Source organism: Bacteroides sp. HF-4919 (assembly GCF_018860125.1).
Window position 1 is genome coordinate 73993 of record NZ_JAHKNF010000003.1, and the last position, 23051, is coordinate 97043.

General features: G+C 45.1%; 20 protein-coding genes. 4 read left to right on the forward strand and 16 right to left on the reverse strand.

Features of this window, described 5'->3' with window-relative positions; all coding sequences use genetic code 11:
• Nucleotides 1-35: 35 nt before the first annotated feature.
• Nucleotides 36-1211 (reverse strand): phosphoribosylaminoimidazolecarboxamide formyltransferase, encoded by a 1176-nt coding sequence (locus tag KO473_RS06410; protein ID WP_032537055.1) that lies wholly within the window; start codon nt 1209-1211, stop codon nt 36-38.
• Nucleotides 1212-1418: 207 nt separating this feature from the next.
• Between KO473_RS06410 and KO473_RS06415 the strand changes: the two genes are divergently transcribed.
• Both KO473_RS06415 and KO473_RS06420 read left to right on the forward strand, forming a co-directional pair.
• On the forward strand, nt 1419-2123 hold the full coding sequence (locus KO473_RS06415; protein ID WP_005778355.1) for a hemerythrin domain-containing protein: 705 nt from the start codon (nt 1419-1421) through the stop codon (nt 2121-2123).
• The gene (locus KO473_RS06420; RefSeq protein WP_005806654.1) at nt 2113-2721 is read left to right on the forward strand and encodes a response regulator transcription factor; all 609 of its coding nucleotides are present in this window, start codon (nt 2113-2115) and stop codon (nt 2719-2721) included. The genes KO473_RS06415 and KO473_RS06420 overlap by 11 nt, the downstream gene beginning before the upstream one ends.
• A 578-nt stretch (nt 2722-3299) precedes the next feature.
• Here KO473_RS06420 and KO473_RS06425 read toward each other — a convergent pair.
• The 13 genes from KO473_RS06425 to trpB all read right to left on the reverse strand — a co-directional run bounded on the left by KO473_RS06425 (nt 3300) and on the right by trpB (nt 17410).
• Complete coding sequence (locus KO473_RS06425) at nt 3300-3908, reverse strand: DapH/DapD/GlmU-related protein (RefSeq protein ID WP_044300258.1); 609 nt, start codon at nt 3906-3908, stop codon at nt 3300-3302.
• A 16-nt stretch (nt 3909-3924) separates the two neighbouring features.
• On the reverse strand, nt 3925-4818 hold the full coding sequence (locus KO473_RS06430; protein ID WP_032530045.1) for a hypothetical protein: 894 nt from the start codon (nt 4816-4818) through the stop codon (nt 3925-3927).
• Nucleotides 4819-4834: 16 nt separating this feature from the next.
• Nucleotides 4835-5998 (reverse strand): sugar transferase, encoded by a 1164-nt coding sequence (locus KO473_RS06435; protein WP_005778348.1) that lies wholly within the window; start codon nt 5996-5998, stop codon nt 4835-4837.
• A complete protein-coding gene (locus KO473_RS06440) occupies nt 5999-6364 on the reverse strand; it encodes a PleD family two-component system response regulator (protein ID WP_032530046.1) in 366 nt (121 codons plus the stop codon). It abuts the gene before it with no gap.
• A gap of 305 nt (nt 6365-6669) precedes the next feature.
• Nucleotides 6670-9102: an LruC domain-containing protein gene (locus KO473_RS06445; protein ID WP_122130437.1), complete on the reverse strand. Its 2433-nt coding sequence runs from the start codon at nt 9100-9102 to the stop codon at nt 6670-6672.
• 166 nt (nt 9103-9268) lie between these two features.
• On the reverse strand, nt 9269-10315 hold the full coding sequence (locus tag KO473_RS06450; RefSeq protein WP_005778344.1) for an asparaginase: 1047 nt from the start codon (nt 10313-10315) through the stop codon (nt 9269-9271).
• A 189-nt stretch (nt 10316-10504) separates the two neighbouring features.
• Nucleotides 10505-11275, reverse strand: a complete 771-nt coding sequence (gene trpA, locus KO473_RS06455) for a tryptophan synthase subunit alpha (protein ID WP_122130438.1) — start codon at nt 11273-11275, stop codon at nt 10505-10507.
• Nucleotides 11276-11326: 51 nt separating this feature from the next.
• On the reverse strand, nt 11327-11947 hold the full coding sequence (locus KO473_RS06460) for a phosphoribosylanthranilate isomerase (protein ID WP_032540493.1): 621 nt from the start codon (nt 11945-11947) through the stop codon (nt 11327-11329).
• 126 nt (nt 11948-12073) lie between these two features.
• Nucleotides 12074-12895, reverse strand: a complete 822-nt coding sequence (trpC, locus tag KO473_RS06465; protein WP_022012613.1) for an indole-3-glycerol phosphate synthase TrpC — start codon at nt 12893-12895, stop codon at nt 12074-12076.
• A gap of 24 nt (nt 12896-12919) precedes the next feature.
• Nucleotides 12920-13915 carry an anthranilate phosphoribosyltransferase gene (gene trpD / locus KO473_RS06470; protein WP_005778337.1) on the reverse strand — a complete coding sequence of 332 codons (996 nt, stop codon included), beginning with the start codon at nt 13913-13915 and terminating at the stop codon, nt 12920-12922.
• A 5-nt stretch (nt 13916-13920) separates the two neighbouring features.
• Entirely contained in the window at nt 13921-14523 is a 603-nt protein-coding gene (locus KO473_RS06475; protein WP_122130439.1) for an aminodeoxychorismate/anthranilate synthase component II, read from the reverse strand.
• Nucleotides 14524-14700: 177 nt separating this feature from the next.
• Nucleotides 14701-16107 (reverse strand): anthranilate synthase component I family protein, encoded by a 1407-nt coding sequence (locus KO473_RS06480; protein ID WP_005778333.1) that lies wholly within the window; start codon nt 16105-16107, stop codon nt 14701-14703.
• 130 nt (nt 16108-16237) lie between these two features.
• A complete protein-coding gene (gene trpB / locus KO473_RS06485; protein ID WP_005778331.1) occupies nt 16238-17410 on the reverse strand; it encodes a tryptophan synthase subunit beta in 1173 nt (390 codons plus the stop codon).
• Between the two features lie 819 nt (nt 17411-18229).
• On the opposite strand from trpB, the gene KO473_RS06490 reads away from it, so the two are divergent.
• Together KO473_RS06490 and KO473_RS06495 are read left to right on the forward strand one after the other, a co-directional pair.
• Nucleotides 18230-18523, forward strand: a complete 294-nt coding sequence (locus KO473_RS06490) for a hypothetical protein (protein ID WP_165015058.1) — start codon at nt 18230-18232, stop codon at nt 18521-18523.
• A 132-nt stretch (nt 18524-18655) separates the two neighbouring features.
• Nucleotides 18656-19801: an iron-containing alcohol dehydrogenase gene (locus tag KO473_RS06495; protein ID WP_005778327.1), complete on the forward strand. Its 1146-nt coding sequence runs from the start codon at nt 18656-18658 to the stop codon at nt 19799-19801.
• Nucleotides 19802-19955: 154 nt separating this feature from the next.
• Here the strand turns inward: KO473_RS06495 and KO473_RS06500 are convergent, their stop codons facing one another.
• Together KO473_RS06500 and KO473_RS06505 are read right to left on the reverse strand one after the other, a co-directional pair.
• Nucleotides 19956-20870 (reverse strand): Ppx/GppA family phosphatase, encoded by a 915-nt coding sequence (locus KO473_RS06500; RefSeq protein WP_005806613.1) that lies wholly within the window; start codon nt 20868-20870, stop codon nt 19956-19958.
• A complete protein-coding gene (locus tag KO473_RS06505; RefSeq protein WP_122130440.1) occupies nt 20867-22933 on the reverse strand; it encodes an RNA degradosome polyphosphate kinase in 2067 nt (688 codons plus the stop codon). Before KO473_RS06505 ends, KO473_RS06500 begins: the two co-directional genes overlap by 4 nt.
• Nucleotides 22934-23051: the final 118 nt, after the last annotated feature.

Genomic DNA, 23051 nt, shown 5'->3' on the forward strand with positions numbered 1-23051 from the left:
TCACTATAAATGGGGAGTAAAGGGGGCGATTGTTATTAATGATGGAATAGCCGGATGCCCGTAAAGGCCATCGCTATGTCGTATTTGTCACAGGTATCTATCACATGGTCGTCACGAACTGATCCACCGGGCTGGGCAATGTAGCTCACGCCGCTTTTGTGCGCACGTTCAATGTTGTCTCCAAAAGGAAAGAAGGCATCCGAGCCTAAAGCTACGCCCGATTGCGTATCGAGCCATGCACGCTTTTCTTCACGGGTCAGCACTTCCGGTTTCCGGGTGAAGAACTGTTCCCATACGCCGTCGGCCAGCACATCCATATAGTCGTCCGAGATATATACGTCGATCGTGTTGTCACGGTCGGCACGGCGTATCTTTTCTTTCCAAGGCAGATTCATCACTTTCGGATGTTGGCGCAAATACCAGATGTCGGCTTTGTTTCCGGCCAGGCGGGTACAATGGATGCGTGATTGCTGTCCTGCACCAATGCCGATGGCTTGCCCGTCTTTGGCATAGCATACGGAGTTGGACTGTGTATACTTCAAAGTGATCAGGGCGATAATCAAGTCACGTTTGGCATCAGCCGGAATGTTCCGGTTCCGGGTAGGCATTTCTTTTAGCAGGCTTTCGTCAATCTTCAGTTCATTGCGTCCCTGCTCAAATGTAATGCCGAATACGTCTTTATGTTCGATGGGGGCCGGACGGTATGCCGGATCTATCCTGATTACATTATAAGTACCTTTCCGTTTGTTTCTCAGAATCTCGAGTGCCTCCGGAGTGTAGCCGGGAGCAATGACTCCGTCCGACACTTCACGGTTGATGATGCGGGCTGTCGGTTCATCGCAAACATCAGAAAGGGCGATGAAATCTCCGTAAGATGACATCCGGTCGGCACCCCGGGCACGGGCGTACGCAGTTGCCATCGGAGAAAGTTCCATGTCGTCTACGAAATAAATCTTCTTCAATGTTTCGCTCATTTCCACTGCTATCGCGGCACCTGCCGGACTTACGTGCTTGAATGAAGCGGCAGCCGGAAGTCCGGTTGCTTCTTTCAGTTCTTTCACTAACTGCCAACTGTTCAAGGCGTCCAGCAGATTGATATATCCGGGTCTGCCGTTCAGGACCTCGATGGGCAGTTCGCCTTCCTTAATAAAGATACGCGCGGGTTTTTGGTTGGGGTTACAACCATATTTCAGCTCCAGTTCGTTTGTCATATTGTTATGTTTTAGTTGATTGATGCAAAGGTAAAAAATAGTGGTGAACGATGAAGGATAATCCATGATTTTGTTGTTTACATGCCGTCCTGTTTCGTCATTTCTTGTGTTTTTTTAGTTTATTTATCGTGAAAATACCTATTTATAGTGATTGCGTACCATCTAAATATTGTGTTTCTTTGCACCCGTAATATAATTAAGGTGTTGATGGATAAACTACAAAAATATAAACCAACCGATAAAATGATCGACCTTATCGGTGATAATTATTCTCTTTTACAAGTTATGAGCCGCTTTGGGCTTTCATTAGGGTTTGGTGACAAGACAGTGAAAGAGGTCTGTGAGATGAACAATGTAGATTGCCATACATTTTTGGTTGTTGTGAATTTCATGGCTGAAGGGTTCTCACGTATGGACGGCAGTGCCGACGATATTTCCATACCGGCTTTGGTCGATTATCTGAGACAAGCGCATATCTATTTTCTCGATTACTGTCTGCCGGCCATCCGGAGGAAGTTGATTGAAGCCATTGACTGTTCGCAGGACGATGTTTCATTCCTTATTCTGAAGTTCTTCGACGGATATATGCGGGAGGTACGCAAACATATGGAGTATGAAGAAAAAACAGTGTTTAAGTATGTGGATACGCTGATTCATGGCAATGCGCCTAAGAATTATCAGATCAGCACTTTCTCAAAACATCACGAGCAGGTAGGAGAGCGGCTTACGGAGCTGAAAAACATTATTATTAAATATTGTCCGGCCAAGGCAAATACCAATGTGCTGAATGCAGCCTTGTTTGATATTTATGCTTGTGAGGAAGGGCTTGAATCACACTGTAAAGTAGAAGACTATTTGTTTGTTCCTGCCATTCTGAAACTGGAAAGGAGGATGCGAGAAAATGAAAAATAACGAATCAATCCGTATAGCTGTAGCCGAGACGTCGGTGATTATTCGCAGTGGCCTGACGCTGGCTTTGAAACGTTTACCCAATCTGAAAATTCAACCGGTAGAACTGCTGTCGGTAGAGGCACTCAACGATTGCCTGCGTACACAGTTCCCCGATATATTGGTGGTCAACCCCACATTTGGCGACTTTTTCGATGTGGCGCGTTTCCGTGAAGAGACTGCCGGCAAGGGAATCAGGGTAGTGGCATTGGTCAGTTCGTTTATCGATGCTTCGCTGCTTAGTAAGTATGATGCGTCCATTTCTATTTTCGATGACTTGGAGGCGTTGGCCAATAAAATCAATCTCTTGCAGAATATAGAACCCGAAGAAGAGGAGGATAGCCAGGAGGCTCTGAGTCAACGTGAGAAAGAGATCGTGATTTGTGTGGTGAAGGGAATGACCAATAAGGAAATTGCCGAAAAACTCTTTCTTTCTATCCATACGGTGATCACACATCGCAGAAATATCAGCAAGAAGCTGCAAATACACAGTGCGGCCGGTCTGACCATCTATGCTATTGTAAATAAGCTGGTTGAGCTAAGTGACGTAAAGGATTTATAGCTCTAAAAGAATGTTATAAAACATAAAACCGCTTGTCGGGTTAGAAAAAAGCCGTATCTTTGCAGTGCAGTTGGGAAATTGCTTTTTAAGGTAAAATAGAATATTAGGTATTAGATAAAGATTTAAGGTATTAAAAGTTTCAAGTGATTTTCAATTAGGTAAAGATTTTTAAAGGTAAAAGAATAATAGGTATTGAGAGTTTTTTAGGTAAAAAGAAGATTGTGTTTTTAGGAATTTTGAGGTATTAAAGAAAAGCCTTTATGGCTTTTCTGATGTGGGGCGGGTAATTCTACTGAAGAATTTACTCGTTTTTTTATGCCCGGATTTTACTGTTTTCTCTTCACTGTTTCATATCCGGTTGATCTGTCCGGTAACCATATAAATAACAAAATCCCGACGAAATCACTTCGGCGGGATTGTTCCTTTTACTCAAATGTGGCTACGTAATAAAATTATGACTAATTAATTAAATTCTGATACTGCAAAGATAGCGTGTTTTCGCAGTTGCCACAATCCCCTTTTTAGGGTATATTACGTAAGATATCTCACTATATGTAGTTACTTTCGCCCATTCGGGCTTATTTTTCCCAGATTTTGCTTTGCGGATTGAACTGCTTGATCACTTTGGCCGGACTGCCTGCACATACGGAGTAGGGGGGGACAGAACGGCTGACAACACTTCCTGCGGCTACCACCGAGTGCTTTCCCAGTGTCACGCCGGGCAAGATGACTGCATTGGCGCCTATCCACACGTCATCTTCAATCGTGACGGGCCGAGTGCTCACTCCTTGTTCATCTATACGTTTGTCTGCATCCTGATAGTTATGGTTAAGACCGGTCACCGTTACGTTCTGTGCCAGATTTACATGGTGACCGATGGTTGCAGGGCCGATAATTGTGTTTCCCAGTCCGATCCGGGTATAATCACCGATAATCAGGTCACCCACCGCATTGTTCAGACACGAAAAATCTTCTACTACCGAGTATTTTCCAAGAGAGAAAAGGTTGAACGGAGGGAGGTCGAGGCGTACGCTTCGGTATATCACGGAACCTTTTCCCCGCTTCAGGTAGAGAAAAGAGAATATGCGTATCCACCAGTTGGGACGTGTTTTCACCGGATGCATGATGAATCGGTGTACGGCTTGTTTAAGTGCAGGGTTCTGTTTGATTGTCTCTTTCAGTGCCATAGTCGGGGAGAGTTGGTTATTTCTTGGTTTTCTGTCCTACCAGATAATCCGGGATAGCCAGACATACGATGAATATCAGGACGTAAAGTAAGGCCCACCACTTTAAAGACAGAGTCCAGTTGTAGCAAAGCAACAGTATTGCGATGAAAAAAATGGCGGTTAAGCCTGTTCTCCAGGAAGGCAGAACCCATCTGAAAATCTTGTTGCAATAATCCCAGTGTGCCGTGAGCATTGCTTCCGGAAGTGCTGAGAGAGCCTTGGAGAATCTTACTTTATATTGTGGGATACGTATGTCATTGCTGTAGACTTTTACCGTTTCCAGATATTCGACGAAGATGCCCTGCCGGACTAATCTTCTTTCCAGATTACTCTTACGGCTCTTTTGGTTCTTCTTCAGCCATGCCAGATCTAACACCATATCCGTACCGCATAAGGCCGATGATACTCCCAGGCGGATGGCTCCTTTCCGGAAGAAAGAATGATTGATTTCTTCGTTCAATGCCTGAAAGTATTGCTTCCGGGTAGAACGGTTTTCTGTGATAGGATGAAGTTGGATAGCTCTGGCTCCTCCATCGAATGCTTTATTTATTTCATTCAGAAACGCAGGTTCAATCCAAGTTGTTTTTCCGAGGATGATTACGGCATCAAAATCCTTTTCATCCAGCGTACCTACGGTTTCTGTCAGGTCTTCGTAAGTGAATACTTTATACAGCTCTTCCGGATAGTCGGGCGAAAAAGAGAAAGGAGTATCCGTAGGGAACAGAATGGCAAATCTATGTTTCTTTCCTGTCTTCGGGTATCGCGTGGCATTCTTTAAAGAAGCTGCCACTGCCGGTATTCCCAGATAGATGGTAAACAGGCTGAAGCACAGAAACAGAATAAAATCTGTTATTTGAATAAAAGTATCCATAGTTTCATATGTACGGTTATACGTTCTCTTTTTGTATAAACGCCGTGAAAGTTCTCAGGATAATTTTCATATCCAGTTGGAAGGAGAACGTTTTGGCATATTTTATATCCAGTTGCTTACGTTCATCAGCGGACATTTTCCCACTGCTTCCGCGTTTTTCTACCTGCCAAAGTCCCGTTAGCCCGGCCGGCCCCATGAAGCGGTCGATATATTCATCGCTTGTCAGCAGTTCGGCTTCGTAAAGCGGGAGAGGGCGGTTGCCCACGATGGACATATCTCCTTTCAGGATATTGATAAGTTGCGGCAGTTCGTCGATGCTGTACTTACGGATGATGCGTCCCACTTTGGTGATGCGGGGATCATTCTCCAGTTTAACGAACGCATTTTTCTTTTCTACGGACTTTTTATTTGTATAGCTTTGTTCGGATATGACGAAATCATCTGAAATAAGCATGATTTCTTCCTCATTCAGCTCCATATCATCGCTGATCAGCAGTTCTTCTTCCGCCGGGTTCTGTTCCTCCTCCTCGGCCTGATATTGGTTAAGCTGGTTGAAGTCTCTCAGATGTTTGTCCGCATCGGTATACATGGAACGGAATTTCAGGAAATCGAATATTTTGTAGTTGCTTCCTACCCGTTTGGATTTATACACTACGGCACCCTTACTCTCCATCCGGATGGCTAACGCTGTGATTAACAGTATCGGAGATAAGCAGAGTATGGCTATCGACGAGAAAGTTATATCAAATAATCTTTTCCATAAAGGCAGTCTGAAAGCCTGTAAATTCGATCCTTTTTCGTTGATATCGTTAATTTTTTGCTGTTTCCGTCGCATCATAAACTCCGACATGTTTTTAAATGCTTCGGAGGTAGAATCAAACGACATTGAATTATTGATACCGGCTTTCAGATAGACGGGCCTGTCTTCTTTATTGATTCCTTCAGTGACAAGGACGATGTATACACCCGGGAATTTTTTTCTCAGATACTGGATCTCAGGAATATCTTTTGATAGATCCCGTTCTTCGAAAAGGATCGCTATATCATACTTTTCACGAATCTTATCGATAAATTCGCTCGCTTTCTTGCTGTTTTGAATGGCATAAAACGCACCTTCAGCTATCTTAGAGAAATGTTCGATAGTAGCAGTATGTCTCCCGATATAAATGAGATGTGGCATTTAGTCTATGATTTTTCTGACACGGATTTTTAGCTCCATGGGGTTGAAAGGTTTCAGGATATAGTCTTCGGCTCCTTCTTCCAATAATCTGATTCTTTCGGTTGTACTTTCTTCACTGGAGAGCATAATGACGGGGATGTCTTTGAACAATTCATTGTGCTTCAGGTAATGCAGGAATTCATCTCCTCTCATCTCCGGCATTCGTATGTCTGATATTATCAGGTCCGGTAAATTACCTTCATATAACCATTCAATTGCTTTTATCGGATTTTGTACATACTGGCAATCGTAATCTTTGCCTAAATAGATTGACGCTACTTTACCAATCGTTTCTTTATCGTCAACAAGTAATATCTTCTTTCTCATAATGTGATTAAGTATCGTTATGATGTTTGCTTTGTTGTTTGTTTAAGTGTAAGATAGAGTATATTTACTCAGTACTGCAAATATATATAATATTTCTGTAACAATGTTCTCTAAAAGAAGTGTTTTTATCTGAAGACTCTCTTTTAGACACGAAAAGAGGCTGGGTCGAAACTATTTTCACCACGGAGTAACACAGAGTAGCACAGAGTCTTTTTGCTAATAATCAACAATTTAAAATTGCCTCTGTGTTACTCTGTGTCCTCCTGTGGTGAGTTTTGACACAGCCTTCTGTTCAATAGTCTGTTCTAATTTTTATTGGTCTGGAACACTTTGGTATTATCAAAATCGTTCCACCACTTTGTGTTATTCACTCCACCGCTGGTTACCCATCCGGCAAACTGTTTATATGCATTTTGAATCTTTGTATATTCTAACGGCCATTTAAATTGGGTGGGAACTATGATGCCCCATGCCAGATTATCTTTGCTGATATAATATTTCTTTCCGTTTACGGAAGATGCATCATTGTTGCCTCCGAACAGTTCAGTATTTGCCAGTTTGGTTGGCTGATATCCGGCTACGTGGATCTCTTTTCGTTTGCTGCCTCTGTCAGTGATGATGAAGAGATTCAGTTTGTTTATATTGAGTGCATCACTGCTTGGTGCCGACGCCTGGTCGAATCTGAGTGTAAAGTTGATGATCTTGGAGTCCTTTTGGTTATTGTCACTACCGGAAACTGTATTGACGAACGAACCTGCCGGGCGCTCCATCAGTGCATGTGCATTGTCAAACAGGGGAACTACCGCATAGTCCTGGCCTTTCTCTATATTCTTATCAGTAAGGTCGAATGATATCGGACGATAGTTGTTTGCGTAAGTAACAGGCTGCGTGATGGCAGATGCCGGAATTTCGTCGAACATGATGGCTGCTGCAATTGCTTTCTGGGCACCGACAGCAGTTAACTCAATCGTCAGGTCGAGTTCTGTGATCTTATTCCATTTGTCTATACTTGTCTTTCTGTGTTTTATTTCCAGAACGATATCATTCATGTCGTAGTCTCCATACAGAGGCCACTGGTCTTCGAACAGGTATGTATAATTATGGTTGTCATCCACAATAATCGGGAAGTTAGGATCAGAAGGTTCCGGAGCAGGATCCGGCAGTTCCGTTTTTCCATTGCAGCCGGTTATGATGATATCGGGCTCGCTTGAAAAGATCACCTCACTTCCCGCTTGATACATGTCATTATGGGAACAATTGATTTTACCGCTGATATAAAGTTTACCACTAAACTTATTTGAGCAGTTATCGATCTGTAATTTATCGGTCACTTTCAATAGAGAAGCTTCATCTCCTTCGCCTATAGCTGAAAAACCGGAGTTAATGGTTATTTTTTCTGCTTTTATCATTGAACCATTGGCCAACGTCAGTTTGGCATTGTCATAAAAGTATATATCATCAGCTTCTTCAAAATAATCCTTTTTCTTGTCATCTTCTTTTTCTTCTGCTATGACTCCATGATCCAGATAAATAATGCCTCCTGCTTTCATATGTTCTACAAAGAGCATGCAGTTATTATATAGGGAACCTCCCGCTTCACCGCTATCATATGTATCGAATTCCATTTCTCCGAAGTTCACGTTCTTACTTCCGGCTGCTGTATATTTCTCCGCTTCCAACTCACTTCCGGCAGCATTGTATACAATTGAAGAAGTATTCAATTTTATTTCTTCTTCTACATCTAATTCTCCGAAATTATGAATACTTCCTCCCTGAGAGGCATCTATATTGTGTTTAACATCTACTTTATTCCCATTATAGAGGAGATCAAAAGAATTTAATAGTAGATTACCCACTTTTATTTCACCGAAATTACAGATCGTACTGTGCGTATTACCTTCCAATTTAGTTATCTCAATCGTGGCTCCGGATTGGATTGTTAAATTACTTGCATTCTGTAGTTTCAGGTATGTTCCCGTTCCCTTAATCGTTCCACCCTTCAGAACAATAATATCCAGGAAGTCTTGAGTAGTAGTTTGTGCCGGTTCCCAGTTTCCTTGTATATAGACAGTCGCTCTGTTGGAGTTGCTGAGAGAGGTATCTTTAAATTTTCCTTGGAATTTTCCGGTTACAATATAGGCTTTCCCTCCTTCCAAAACTTGGGAAGAACTTGTTATCGGGATAGCTCCATTGGTGTCATAGCTTTGTTCTGCTCTTTTAGGAATGTCAATTCCTCCGTTATTTCCTCTGGTGGCTACCAAAGCTCTCGTTTTGATGGCAGACGTACCTGCAAAAGAGCATTGAACATGGGAAGTTGATTCGCTGATTTCCACTTGTTTTATCTGGTCCCTGCCACGTGGGTCAGTCTGACGGACATAAAGATACTTTATATCCTTGGAAGACACTACTTCGGTCTGATAAGCTTCTCCTTTCTTGGCAACTCCTTTGGCTAAAGTATTGTAGGGATCCTCTGCTGTTGCTTCAAGCGGATTCTTATCTAATATTTCTACGGTATAATAATACTGTCCGTCAAACTCATCATCGACTTCCACGCTAAATTTTATGGAATTTGTAGACGACCAGTCGAATCCCGCCGGAGCACTGATATCCTCCATGGGATTGGGAGTTTGATAAGAGGGGTCATAGAGATCTTTGTTATCATCAACGCAAGCTGTAATGCACGCCGTCGATAGGATCATTGACGATGCAAAAAATAGTTTGTTAATTGTTGTTTTCATATTTGTTTGTTTTGTTCAGCATTTGCAAATATTTGACACAAATGTACAACTATTAATCGGCCTGTATTGTTTGAAATATAACTTATTATAACGTCATTAATATTTTTTAGGAATAATACGATCCGGTGATAACGAAGATGCCAAAGAGGCCTGGTGCATGGAGTGTTTATTCGGTCCTTTTGGTTATTTCGCCGATCAGGCAAGAATTCATTTTATACCTGATCTCTTTATTGTCGAGTCCATGCCCTAAGAGGAACATTAATTTGGTGACCGCACATTCCGGTGTGCTGTCGTATCCGCTGATGACTCCTGCCTGAAGCAGCTGGATACCGGTGCCATAGCGTTCCATTTCGACGGCACCGGAGGCACATTGAGTGATATTGACGATAATGATGCCCCGGTCCGTAGCGTCTTTCAGTTCCCTGATAAACCACTCTTTCTGGGGTGCATTGCCTGAACCGAATGTTTTTAATACTACTGCCTTTAGTTCCGGCACATGGAGCAGTGCAGATACGATCCCTTCCTGAATCCCGGGGAAGAGTGTCAGAATGACTACGTTCGTATCGAACAGATAGTGAGGTTTCAGAGGCTTGGTCAGATCCGGTTTGCGGATCAGGTTAGGTTCATATTTAATATGGATGCCTACTCGTGCCAATGGGGGATAGTTGAACGAGCGGAAAGCGTTGAAGTTTTCAGCATTGATTTTAGTCGTGCGGTTGCCACGCATCAGATGGTTTTCAAAAAAGATGCAGACCTCGGGAACGATTGCGGTGCCATCCGGGTTTTTGGCTGCTGCAATTTCAATAGCTGTAATCAGGTTTTCTTTGCCGTCTGTGCGTAGTGTACCGATCGGGAGTTGAGAGCCGGTCAGGATGACAGGTTTACTCAGGTTCTCGAGCATGAAGCTGAGGGCAGAAGCTGTATACGCCATTGTATCGGTGCCGTGGAGGATGACAAACCCATCAAAAGAGTCATAGTTATAGTTTATAATCTTAACCAGTTTGGCCCAAAATGCCGGTTCCATGTCCGAAGAGTCAATAGGGGGATCAAACTGATAGGAAGAGATGCGGTAATTGAATCTTTTCAGTTCGGGTACGTGCTTTAGTAGATGGTCGAAATTAAAATTTTCCAGAGCACCGGTTTCCGGGTTTTCTATCATTCCGATAGTTCCACCAGTATAAATGAGTAATACGGAGGGGTAATCTGCTTTCATATCTGTATCTTTTTTTGCTGTTTCGCCGACAAAGATACAAAAAAGAACTATAAACTATAAACTATAAATGATAAAAGAGACTGTGTCGAGACTCTTTTCACCACGGAGTAGCACAGAGCTCTTTACTAACAAACAACGACTTAAAATCGTCTCTGTGTTGCTCTGTGTCCTCTGTGGTGAGTTTGGTTCTTATTTTATTCCGTCAATTAATCGGAGAATGGCCTTTTCAGGATCCTTTTCTTCATTGAGCAGAGTAACAAAACGGCTGCCGATAATGGCTCCCGAGGCATTATCGCAGGCAGCACGGAAAGTGGTCCGGTTGCTGATGCCGAAACCTACCATGCGTGGATTGCGCAGATTCATCTTTTCAATCTTTTTAAAGTACGCACGTTTTTGTTCGTCAAAGTCCTGTTGTGCCCCTGTGGTGGCAGCCGACGAAACCATATAGATAAAACCGTCCGTATGTTCGTCAATCTCGTGTACACGCTCTTCACTCGTTTCGGGAGTGATAAGCATAATCACTTTCATGTCATATTGCTCCGCAATGTTGCGGAAGTGCTCTTGATAGTCTTTGAAGGGAAGGTCGGGAATGATGACACCGTCGATTCCACATTCGGCACACTGCCGGCAGAAGTTATCGAAGCCGAACTGCATAATCGGGTTGAGGTATCCCATTAATATCAATGGGATTTTTACATCCCGGCGGATATTATGCAGCTGTTCAAACAGAAGTTTGAGCGACATCCCGTTGCGTAGGGCTTGTGTGGCTGCATTCTGGATTACAATGCCGTCTGCCATCGGATCACTGAAAGGGATACCGATTTCGATCATGTTTACTCCATGTTTCTCGAGGGCACGGATCACTTCGGCTGTTCCCTCCAGTGTAGGAGTGCCGGCACAAAAATAGATGGATAGCAAATCCTTGGGATTGCTACTGAAAAGTTGGTTTATTCTGTTCATACACTTTTATTTTTAATTCATTACTTTTTTATATTCAGGGTCGGTGGAGTTTTATTTCCCCAGTTGCTCTAAAAAGAACTTGAGTCTTTCTACCTCTTTCAGTCCCGGTTTGGTTTCGAAACGACTGTTCAGGTCAAAACCCGCCAATTGGGGATGACGCAATTCTTTCAGGGTCGGAGCACTGTATGGATTGATTCCGCCGCTAAGTAAGAAAGGCTTTTTCCCTTTGTAACTGTTCAGCATCGTCCAGTCGAATTGATTGCCCGAGCCGCCATGTTGTTCACATTTGGTGTCAAACAGGAAATAGTCACAAGATTTTTCGTATGCTTCGGTGTTCTCAAAATCCTTTCTCCGGGCGATGGAAAACGCTTTGATCAGCCTTAACCCGGTTGACCGGAGTGAATGACAGTATTCCGGTGATTCATTGCCATGCAGCTGGATATAATCCAGACTGAAACGGTCGGCAAGTATCTCGATTTCTTTTTTGTCTTCGTTGACAAAGACACCCACACGCTTTGCCGCATCCGGCATGTAAGCCGGAAGCTCGCATAGGCAGCGGGGAGACTTCGGGTAGAAGATAAAGCCTATCATGTCGACCTTTAGTTGTTCTACATCGCGGATATTGTCGGCTTCGCGCATTCCGCAGACTTTTATCAGTTTGTCGTTTATCATTCTTGTTCTTAATTGAATGGTTTTGATTTCGATTCACCACGGAGGACACAGAGGACACAGAGGACACAGAGGGAAAATTTAAGATATTTCTGTGGACTTGAAAATTAAAACTCTGTGTCCTCTGTGCTACTCTGTGGTGAATTTGTCATGGGAATGGGTTACTGGGTTCGATTCGTTTATAAATTCTTCCAGTTTCTTGCCCGGTTGCCCGGTTTTCATAAACGTTTCTCCGATCAGGAATCCTCTGAATCCGGCATTACGCAAGCGCTTCACGGTTTGCGGGTCGGATATGCCGCTTTCCGACACCAATACTGTGTTCCGGGGCAGTTGTCCGGCCAATCGGAACGAGTTCTCCACATCCGTAAAGAAAGTGCCGAGATTTCGGTTATTGATCCCCACCATATCGATCTCCTTATTTATAAATGGTAACTCTTCGGCGGTATGGATTTCCAGCAAGACTTCCAATCCCAGTTCATGAGCTTTTTCAGCAAGGGCATGGCACTTCTCTGTATCCAGTGCGGCAGCAATCAGCAGTACGGCATCGGCTCCGACTATTTTGGCCTGATACAGTTGATATTCGTCGATTATGAAATCTTTGCGCAGAATCGGAATATTTACCAGCGGGCGTGCCGTACGGATATCCTTCAGGCTTCCTCCGAAGAACTTTTCGTCTGTGAGGATAGAAAGCGCCGAAGCACCTGAGGCTGCATATTCCGGCACTACCTGTTCGGGGCGTGCGTCTTCATAAATCCATCCTTTGGATGGAGAGCGGCGTTTGAATTCTGCAATAATACCGGTAGACGAGGAAGTTAGTGCCTGCTTCATGGAGTATCCGGGCTGTATTTCGTCAGATAGTTTCTCCTGAAGCTGTTCCGATGGGATGGCCTGTTTCTGCAAGTCTATTTCGAAACGCTTGTTGGCGATGATTTCGGATAATATATCTTTCATGCTTTTGGGTGGGCGATAGTTTTCCTATCTGTTTAGTTCAACAAATTTCTTTAAGGTCTCTTTTGCCTTGCCGCTGTCCAGTGATTCACGGGCGAGGGCGATGCATTCTTCTATCGGTTTATCCGGACAGATCACCTGGATGGCGAAGGCAGCATTGACAACCACTACGTTCTTTTGTGCTTCCGTAGCCGTTCCTTCCATAACAGCATCAAATATTTTTGCTGCGTCCTCCGGGGTATTTCCGCCGTCGAGGTCGGCTTCTCCGTAACGGTTGAAGCCGAGACTTTCCGGAGTATAGATTTTTTCGTTGCCGCAGGTAGCCACTTTAAATTCGTCGGTCAGGGAGATTTCATCATACCCGTCCAGACTATGTACAACGGCAAAGCGGGTGGCGCTCTCCTGATAGGTATATGTGTACAGACGGAGCAACGGGAGGTTGTAGACTCCAAGTAACTGATATTGCGGTATGACAGGGTTTACCAACGGACCGAGCATATTGAAAAAGGTACGTACGGCCAACGCTTTCCGTATCGGTGCCACTGCTTTCAGGGCAGGGTTGAACAAAGGGGCATGCAGATAGGCGATGTTGCACTTTTCCATAGAACGGCGGAGCCGGTCTGCATCGCCGGTGAATTTTACTCCATGCTGTTCCATTACGTTGCTGGCTCCGCTGACGGAAGTGGCACCGTAATTGCCATGTTTTACTACCGGAAATCCGGCTCCTGCCACAGTGAAACAGGCTGCGGTAGAGATGTTGAATGTATTTTTGCCGTCACCTCCGGTTCCTACGATATCGATAGGCGCAAATTCACTCAGATCCACCGGTACGCGCATTTCGAGCAACGCATCACGGAATCCGCAAAGTTCCTCTACCGATATGTTGCGCATCAAGAAGACGGTTATCAGTGAGGCCACTTGTGCGTCGTTGTATTTGCCTTGTGCAATGTTCTGCAATATGGTACGGGCTTCGTCCCGTCCCAGGTATTGATGTTCGAATAATTTATATAGAATCTGTTTCATGGGGTTTATTGGTTTAAGAAGTTTTTAATGATTTCTTTTCCTTGCGGAGTCAGCACCGATTCGGGATGGAACTGGATGCCATGTACATTGTACGTGCGGTGCCGCAATGCCATGATTTGTTCTTCACGGCTTTCGGCGGTGATCTCGAGGCATTCGGGGAAGTCCTCGCGGCTTACTACCCACGAATGATAGCGGCCTACGGGTATTTCGTGTCCCAAACCTTTAAAAAGAACATCTTCCTTCAGGATGTTGACCGGAGTCTGTATGCCATGGTATACTTCTGTCAGGTTTTCGAGTGCTGCCCCGAAGGCTTCACCGATGGCCTGATGTCCCAGGCAAACTCCTAAGATGCTTTTGGTCGGTGCATATTTCCGGATAATGGGTAGCAGCAGTCCGGCTTCTTCCGGTATGCCCGGTCCCGGCGAAAGGATGATTTTATCAAAACGTTCCACTTCTTCCAGTGAAATTTCGTCGTTGCGGAACACTTCAATGTTAGTGGCTCCCAACTCTTTTACCACGTGCAGCAGGTTGTAAGTGAAAGAGTCATAGTTGTCCAGGAGCAGAATCGCTTCTTCCCGTCTGTTAAGGGGATCTATCTTGTTATTCATTGTTTTTTTATTTGTTTTAGAGTTTGGGTTCACCACAGAGGACACAGGCTGCACAGAGTTTTTTTTAGACATAAGAACAAAAGAACAGATAATTCTTTATGGGTTCTTAGGTTCTTTTATCTGAAAACAGATGGAGCGCAGCTAATTAATCTCTGTGTCCTCTGTGGTGAATGCCTTTTAGTTTTTTAGTTTTACGGCCAGATCTATTGCTTTCTTCAGTGCTCCCAGTTTGTTGTTGACCTCTTGCAGTTCGTATTCGTCCTGACTGCGTGCCACGATGCCTCCTCCGGCCTGGAACCACAATTCATTGTTGCGGCTTACAAAAGTACGGATCGTAATGGCCTGGTTCAGTTCCCCGTCCAGTCCGATGAAACCGATGCAGCCTCCGTAAGCTCCGCGGTTGTGCGGCTCTATCTCACTGATAAGCTGCATGGCACGTACTTTCGGTGCGCCGCTCAACGTCCCGGCCGGGAAAGTGTCGATGAAAGTCTTGAGCGGATTCGCCCCTTTGTTCAGTGCTCCGCTGACGCGGCTTACCAAATGGATGACATGGCTGTAATATTGCGGCTCTTTGTAAAACAGCACCCGCACGTCGTGGCAATTGCGGCTGAGGTCGTTGCGTGCCAGATCTACCAGCATCACATGCTCTGCGTTCTCTTTCGGGTCGGCCAGAAGTGCTTCCGTCAGTTCTTTGTCCTTTATGGTGTCTCCCGTACGCCGTGTGGTTCCGGCAATCGGATCGATATAGGCTTGTCCGTCTTCCACTTTGCAGTGTGTTTCCGGTGACGAACCGAAGATGCGGTATCCGCCGAAGTCAAAATAGAACAGGTAAGGGGAGGGGTTGATGCTGCGTAGCGCGCGGTATACCTTGAAGTCGTCACCGGCATAAGGCTGGATGAACCGTCTGGACAGTACAATCTGGAAGACATCTCCCCGGAGGCAGTGGGCGATACCTTTGCGTACATTCGCTTTGTGCTCTTCGTCGGTGATGGTACTGGTGACGGGACCGGTCACTGAGAAGTTATACGAGGCATAGTTGCGGTTCTCTATGGCCGATTCCAGTTGTGACAGACTGCTTTCTTCTCCTTCCGCCAGCATTTCCACCAGAGTCAGCTCGTTCTTGAAGTGATTGAAGACGATGATGTACTTATATAATATGTATAGCAGGTCCGGAGCGTCGTTTTGCTCGTCGTGGCTTTCTTTCACGGGGATGTGCTCAAAGTACTTCACTGCGTTGAAAGTGGTATAGCCATACAGTCCGCAGAATTTCTTATCGGCTCCCACTACATGGAACTGGTTGATGAAGCGGTTGAACGCATTCTCTACGTGGAACGTCTTGTTGAGTGGTTCTTCCCGGCGGCTGTTGTCGGGATACGTAGTGGTCACTATTCCACTGTTTATGCCGATGCTTGCCAATGGGCAGAGTGCGATGAACGAGAGGGAATTTTCTCCGGCATGATAATCCGAGCTTTCCATTAATGCCGATTGCGGATACATATCGCGCACTTTGAGGTAGATGCTTACCGGAGTGTGCAGGTCGCCCAAGACCTGCTTGCTATGGGTGGTATAATGAAAGGTATTCATAATTTTTTTCTTTTTAATTTGATTTTGAATTCACCACAGATTACACAGATTTTCGCAGATTGACGATCTGTTTTGTGGGTAATTAGATTAAAAAATCTGTGTTAATCCGTGTAATCTGTGGTGAAATGATTTATCCCAAATAAGTTTCTATATCTTTATCTCCCCGTCCCGATACGGTCAGCACGACTACATCTTCCGGTTTGAAGGTCATTTTATCCAAGGCTCCCAGTGCATGTGCCGATTCCAGTGCGGGAATGATTCCTTCCAGCCGGGTCAGTTCGTAAGCGGCACGGATGGCTTCATCGTCGTTGACGGCCAACACCAATGCCCGTTTTTTGTCGGCGAGATTGGCATGCATCGGTCCGATACCGGGATAGTCCAGTCCGGCGGAGATAGAGTAAGGCTCTTCAATCTGCCCGTCTTCGTTTTGGATCACGAACGTGCGTGCACCATGGATGATTCCCATTTTACCCAATTGAATGGTAGCTGCCGTCATTCCGGTTTCTATCCCCTTGCCACCGGCTTCGGCCAAGACGATCTGAACCCGTTCGTCATCGATGTAGTGGTAGATGGTTCCGGCAGCGTTGCTTCCTCCGCCCACACAGGCAATCAGGTAGTCCGGATAGTCACGTCCCTCTTTTTCCTGAAGTTGCTTTTTTATCTCTTCGCTGATGACCGACTGCAAGCGTGCCACCATATCCGGATACGGGTGTGGTCCTACGGTGGAACCGATGATGTAATACGTATCCGAAGGATGGCAGCACCAGTCGCGGATGGCTTCGTTCGTAGCATCTTTCAGTGTCATGTTACCCGATGTTACCGGGATGACTGTGGCTCCCAGCATCTTCATCTTCTCTACATTGATATGCTGGCGTTCTACATCCGTTTTTCCCATATACACGATGCACTCCATGTCCATCAGGGCGCAAACGGTGGCCGTTGCCACTCCGTGCTGTCCGGCACCGGTCTCGGCGATGATCCGCTTTTTGCCCATGCGGCGTGCCAGCAGAATTTGTCCGATGGTGTTGTTTATCTTGTGGGCTCCTGTATGGTTCAGGTCTTCCCGTTTCAGATACATCCTGCAACCATACTTTTCCGAAAGGCGGTGAGCCGGGTAGAGGGGAGAAGGACGTCCTACATAATCCCGCAGCAATTGGTCGAATTCCTTTTTAAAATCCTCGCTTTCGATCACTTTGAGATACGTGTTTTTCAACTCTTCTACGCATTTGTGGAGTATTTCCGGCACATAAGCACCTCCGAATTCTCCGTAATAGCCATCCTGATCAACTAAGAAACTTTTCATAATCCTATTTTTTATTCGTTATTTGTATTTTCGGTCAAAAAAGAAAGAGCCCCGTCGCAGGTTGCGACAGGGCTCTTTCTGAATTTCTGTTATATCTTTAATGAGGTATATACATACGAGCGCTGCTCCCTTACGACTGTCGGAGTTGTAACGGGCGCCACCACCAATATGTATTTACTTGCATTTTCATCATTGCTAATTGTTATTTAACGGGGGCAAATATAGATACTTTGTTTGGAATAACAAATAAAATCTTTCTTTTTTTATTTCCCTCCTTTTTATTTTTTGTTTTGGCGGGAATCTATTTATGATTTCTCAAATACTTGCTGTACATATTTTTAATTGTCGGATGCTCGCAGGGAGTGGTTCCTGATTCTGCTGAACCTGTATTGCTTTGTTTCTGTTTTTTTTAATATTAACTTTTTTATTATCAGAAGATTATGAATTTGCTTAACTTTAAATTAGGGTTCAATGGCTCAAGGTTCACTCTATGAGTATCATACCTTGTGGGAAGATGTTGTGTTTGTTGTTAAAAAGTACTTTCTAAAAATCTTTTGCTCTTTAGCGCATTTTGGAATTGATGTAAAATATATTGTATTGTATATGTGTATTATTTATGTCTGTTTTTAGAGTTGCGCATTATCTGTTTTTGTGTCCACTATTATTAGAGATGTTTGTATGTAATTATTTGATTTTTAATGTTATATGCAGGGGATTCTTTGTGTTTTCCAGAGGATGAATCCCATAGAATGAACCTTGAGCCTTTGGACCTAACCGATGTATATTATATATACATTGAGTGTAATAAATAATTTGTGAATGCTCGAAATAGAAGTCCTTTTTAAACATTTTGTTATTTATATTGTTTCTTCAGATATAAATTATTTAAAAACAGAAACCAAACATTATGAAACAAAGAAAAGTTTTAATTGCGATTGCCGTTGTCATATTCATCCTGTTGCTGCTTTACTGGCTTTTTGTAGCCGAGGATATCAACGCTTGGCTACCTGTAAACTAAAGACTTGTATTTTTCGTCCTAAACACTTAAGTCTTTTCAGCGAAACGCTTAGACGTTTTCCGAAAACGTTTAAGTCTTTTGCCGGAAACACTTAAGTCTTTCCTGAAAGACACTTAAGTCTTTTTTTCCGCATGATTCCCCTGCAAATCTTTTTGTTTTCCGGAAAGAAGCGATTATTTTTGTATCTGATTGAATATCGTATAAATGATGATATAAACTGATAACCTATGGATAATTTTATTTTTCAGAATCCCGTGAAGCTGATCATGGGACACGGGATGATTGCCCGGTTGAGTAAAGAGATACCGGCAGAGAAGCGGGTGATGATTACCTTCGGTGGCGGTAGCGTGAAAAAAAACGGTGTATACGACCAAGTGAAAGAAGCCCTGAAGAATCATTTCACTGTAGAGTTCTGGGGCATTGAGCCTAATCCTTCCATTGAGACTTTACGTAAAGCCATTGCCCTTGGAAAAGAGGAGAAGGTGGACTATCTGCTGGCTGTGGGAGGCGGATCGGTCATCGATGGCACGAAGCTGATTTCTGCCGGACTGTTGTACGATGGGGATGCGTGGGATCTGGTGCTTGCCGGACGTCCGGTGACAAATACCGTTCCTCTTGCTACTGTCCTCACTCTGCCTGCCACGGGATCGGAAATGAACAGCGGAGCCGTGATTTCGCGTCATGAAACCAAAGAGAAATATCCTTTCTATTCCAATTATCCCTTGTTCTCCATTCTCGATCCGGAAGTGACGTTTACACTGCCGCCCCATCAGGTGGCCTGCGGTATTGCTGATACGTTTGTACATGTGATGGAGCAATACATGACAACCCCGGGACAGAGTAGGGTGATGGACCGCTGGGCGGAAGGTATCCTGCAAACCTTGATGGAGATAGCTCCGAAGATCCGTGAGAATCAGCACGATTATCAGCTGATGGCCGATTTTATGCTGTCGGCAACGATGGCACTGAACGGCTTTATCGCTATGGGAGTATCTCAGGACTGGGCTACGCACATGATCGGGCACGAACTGACCGCACTTCATGGACTGACACACGGACATACACTGGTCATCGTATTCCCCGCTACTCTGCGTGTGCTTCGCAAGGTGAAAGGTGATAAGATTCTGCAATATGGCGAGAGGGTACTCGGCATTACTTCCGGGACCCGTGACGAACGTATCGATGAAACGATCCGCCGTACAGAGGAGTTTTTCCGTTCATTAGGGCTGACTACCCGCCTGAGTGAAGAGGGCATCGGCATGGAGACGATTGATGAAATAGAACGCCGTTTCAATGAACGGGGTGTGAAATATGGCGAGAACGAAAATGTGACCGGAGCTGTTGCGAAGGAAATCCTGAAGAGCGCACTTTAGTCTTGTATTCACCACAGAGTACACAGAGGGCACAGAGTTCTTTTATGTTTTTTCACCACAGATTACTCGGAATGCACAGATATGCTAAGTACGGATGATCCATCTCTATAATCTTTTCTCTGTGTACTCTGTGTCCTCTGTGGTGAGTCTCCGTTCATCGTTCATCGTTTTCCGTCCGCATGTTTTTGGTATAAAGGCTGTCGATGATACCGTCTGATAGCCCGATGGTCGGGACTGTGATACCGGTTGCGTTCACCTGTTTTGCCACTTCCAGAAAGATTTCCGCTGCCGGGACAATTACATCTGCCCGGTCAGGCTTCAGTTTGAACTGTTTGATCCGTTCTTCTTTAGAGAGGGGCTTCAGGGTTTCGCAGATTTCCTGTAACGACTCGACGGGAAGGAAAGATTGTTTTTTGTCCTTTTTGTCCGCCAGGCGGAAAAGTTTATTGATATTGCCTCCCGATCCGATGATCTGGATGGAGGAATATTCGGCAGCCAGTGCCTGAAGGTCGGAGCGCATCTGTTCTTTTTCTTCGTTCTTTACCATGCCGCTGAGCATACGCACGGTACCGATATTATAGGAACGTGAGCTTTTGAGTTCTGCGTCGCAGATCAGGTTGATTTCCGTGCTACCACCACCGACGTCAACGTACAAGTAGTTCTGTCCCGAAGCAAAAAGCTGTTCGATGTGGTTATCGTATACGATATGCGCCTCTTCCTGCCCGTCGATGATTTCGACGCGGATACCGGTTTTCTTTTCTATTCTGCGTGTGATTGCTTTCCCGTTGCGGGCATCACGCATGGCCGAGGTGGCACAGGCGCGGTAATCTGACACTTCGAATATCTTCATCAGTTGCTTGTAGGCTTTCATCAGCCGGATCAGTTTCCCGGCTTTTTCTTCTGATATTTCTCCGGTGGTAAAAGCGTCTTCACCTAACCTGAGGGGGATACGTATCAGCTGAACTTTGCTCAATAATCCTTCGGGCGATCCTTCCTCGTTTACACTCTTTATCAATAACCGCACGGCATTGGAACCAATGTCGATGGCGGCATAGTTTACTTTCTTCATTCTGATTCTTTATAGTATTTGTATAATTCTTCCTGAGAGCGGAAAGGGACACCGCTTTCCTCCCATGTCTTGTTTTCGCCACTGCCGTCTACGATGCGTCCTTTGGCCGTATCGCGGAGTCCGTAGCAGACCACTTTTTTCAGTTCATCCTGTATCGCTTTATCGTATACGGGTGTGAGCACTTCGATGCGGTTGTCCAGGTTACGGGGCATCCAATCCGCCGATCCTATATAATATTTCTCTTCTCCTCCGTTGGCAAAGATAAAGATGCGCGGATGTTCCAGGTAACGGTCAATGATACCGTTGATCCGGATGTTGTCGCTGATTCGGGGCACACCGGTCACCAGTGAACAGTTGCCCCGGACCACCAGGTCTATCTGTACGCCGGCTGTCGAAGCCTCGTAGAGTTTCTGTACCAGCGTCCGGTCGGTGATGTGGTTCACTTTGGCAAGGATGTAGGCCTCTTTTCCTTGCTGCTTGTTTTTGATTTCCTTGTTGATCAGTGCTATCAGCCGTTTGCGCATATCGTTGGGTGACACGAGCAGTTCTTTGAAGTTGGCGGGAAGATACGGCTTCTCGATAAAATCGAATACCGAGTTGACCTCGCGTACGATGGACCGGTGTGCGGTCATGATAGTGAAATCGGTGTACATCCGTGCGTTTCCTTCGTGAAAGTTTCCGGTGCTGATACAAGCCAGGTCACCGAACCGTGTTCCGATATGTATCAGTTTGGAGTGAATCTTCAGTCCTTCCACTCCGAAGATCACTTTGATTCCGGCATCCTGCATACGTTTGCTCCAATTGATGTTGGAGGCTTCGTCGAAGCGGGCAAGCAACTCGATGATGACGGTCACCTTTTTCCCGTTTTGTGCCGCACAGATCAAGGCTTTCACTACCTTCGAATCTTTGGCCAGGCGATAGAGGGTCATCTTGATGTTTCTCACCTCTTTGCTGATGGCCGCTTCACGCAGTACGCGTATCACCGTGTCGAACGATTGATAGGGGTAATGCAGCGAGCGGTCTTGCTTCCGGATCAGTTTCAGGATACTTTCCTCACCGTTCAGCTCCTGCTTGAAGACGGGAGGCCAGGCAGGGTATTTCAGGTCAGTGCGCCCGCAGTCGGGGAACTTCATCAGGTCTTTGAAGTTATGATAACGTCCGCCGGCTACACGGGTGTCGTTTTTGTCTACGTTGAGGCGGTCGGTCAGCTTTCGCAGCAGGTCTTTCGGCATCTGTTGGTCATAGACGAAACGGATCGGTTCACCACGCTTCCGGCTTTTCACCCCTTTTGATATCTTTTGAAGTACACCCGTACGCAAGTCGCTGTCTATCTCCATTTCGGCATCTTTGGTGAATTTGAAGGTATAGGCTTCATAATCCGTATAGTTCATACCTATGAAGATCATCGGCAGGCAGTAGCGGATGACGTCATCCAGGAACATCAGATACGTTTTACCGTCCGAATCCGGCAGACGGATGAAACGTCCGAACTCGTTGGTGGGAAGTTCGATGACGGCATAATCTCTTACTTTCACTTTTCCCTCGCCGTCTTTGCGTTGCAGGCGGATGGCCAGGTAGATGTCTTCGTCGGTCTGGTCGTCCGGTTGGCGGGAGGTTTTATTGAGAAAGAGCGGGTTGGTAGAACCGTTCAACCGGTTCCGGTAGAGTGAAGTGATGAAGAGCTCTTGTTCCGGTGTGAGTTCGGTGTCTTTGATGACATGGATGTTTTCTTGTTTCAACTTTTCCATGATCGAAGCGAACGTTTCTTCAAATTGCCGGTAGTACTGATTGTGCAGCTTGCCGATCTGCTTCAGTGTGCGTGCGGCCGTATCACGTTCTTCGCGGATATTTTTGTCGCCATACTCCACAATACGGTTCAATGTAGCCACACGAACACGGAAAAACTCGTCTAAGTTGTTTGAGTAAATGCCCAGGAAAGTAAGTTGCTCCAGTAAGGGAACTTCCGGGCGGGCAGCTTCAAGCAAAATGCGTTGATTAAAGTACATCCAACTGATGTCCCGTTCTACATAAAGCTTTTTACGTCTCGCTTCGTCTGATTTCATTCGGATAAGAGTTTACTTATTTTTTTGCAAAAGTATGCTTCTGCGATGTAATAGATATTACATTCTTGCTATGAACTTATTACAAAAATCATTTGTTCTTTTTATATGTAGACAGAAA

Coding starts and splice junctions, on each gene's coding strand:
- KO473_RS06475 (WP_122130439.1), bottom strand. CDS start 14,523: ATGAATAACAAGATAGATCCCCTTAACAGACGGGAAGAAGCGATTCTG.
- KO473_RS06490 (WP_165015058.1), top strand. CDS start 18,230: ATGCTCGAAATAGAAGTCCTTTTTAAACATTTTGTTATTTATATTGTT.
- KO473_RS06435 (WP_005778348.1), bottom strand. CDS start 5,998: ATGCCACATCTCATTTATATCGGGAGACATACTGCTACTATCGAACAT.
- KO473_RS06445 (WP_122130437.1), bottom strand. CDS start 9,102: ATGAAAACAACAATTAACAAACTATTTTTTGCATCGTCAATGATCCTA.
- trpB (WP_005778331.1), bottom strand. CDS start 17,410: ATGAAAAGTTTCTTAGTTGATCAGGATGGCTATTACGGAGAATTCGGA.
- trpC (WP_022012613.1), bottom strand. CDS start 12,895: ATGAAAGATATATTATCCGAAATCATCGCCAACAAGCGTTTCGAAATA.
- trpA (WP_122130438.1), bottom strand. CDS start 11,275: ATGAACAGAATAAACCAACTTTTCAGTAGCAATCCCAAGGATTTGCTA.
- trpD (WP_005778337.1), bottom strand. CDS start 13,915: ATGAAACAGATTCTATATAAATTATTCGAACATCAATACCTGGGACGG.
- KO473_RS06450 (WP_005778344.1), bottom strand. CDS start 10,315: ATGAAAGCAGATTACCCCTCCGTATTACTCATTTATACTGGTGGAACT.
- KO473_RS06495 (WP_005778327.1), top strand. CDS start 18,656: ATGGATAATTTTATTTTTCAGAATCCCGTGAAGCTGATCATGGGACAC.
- KO473_RS06420 (WP_005806654.1), top strand. CDS start 2,113: ATGAAAAATAACGAATCAATCCGTATAGCTGTAGCCGAGACGTCGGTG.
- KO473_RS06500 (WP_005806613.1), bottom strand. CDS start 20,870: ATGAAGAAAGTAAACTATGCCGCCATCGACATTGGTTCCAATGCCGTG.
- KO473_RS06425 (WP_044300258.1), bottom strand. CDS start 3,908: ATGGCACTGAAAGAGACAATCAAACAGAACCCTGCACTTAAACAAGCC.
- KO473_RS06460 (WP_032540493.1), bottom strand. CDS start 11,947: ATGATAAACGACAAACTGATAAAAGTCTGCGGAATGCGCGAAGCCGAC.
- KO473_RS06415 (WP_005778355.1), top strand. CDS start 1,419: ATGGATAAACTACAAAAATATAAACCAACCGATAAAATGATCGACCTT.
- KO473_RS06410 (WP_032537055.1), bottom strand. CDS start 1,211: ATGACAAACGAACTGGAGCTGAAATATGGTTGTAACCCCAACCAAAAA.
- KO473_RS06430 (WP_032530045.1), bottom strand. CDS start 4,818: ATGGATACTTTTATTCAAATAACAGATTTTATTCTGTTTCTGTGCTTC.
- KO473_RS06480 (WP_005778333.1), bottom strand. CDS start 16,107: ATGAATACCTTTCATTATACCACCCATAGCAAGCAGGTCTTGGGCGAC.
- KO473_RS06440 (WP_032530046.1), bottom strand. CDS start 6,364: ATGAGAAAGAAGATATTACTTGTTGACGATAAAGAAACGATTGGTAAA.
- KO473_RS06505 (WP_122130440.1), bottom strand. CDS start 22,933: ATGAAATCAGACGAAGCGAGACGTAAAAAGCTTTATGTAGAACGGGAC.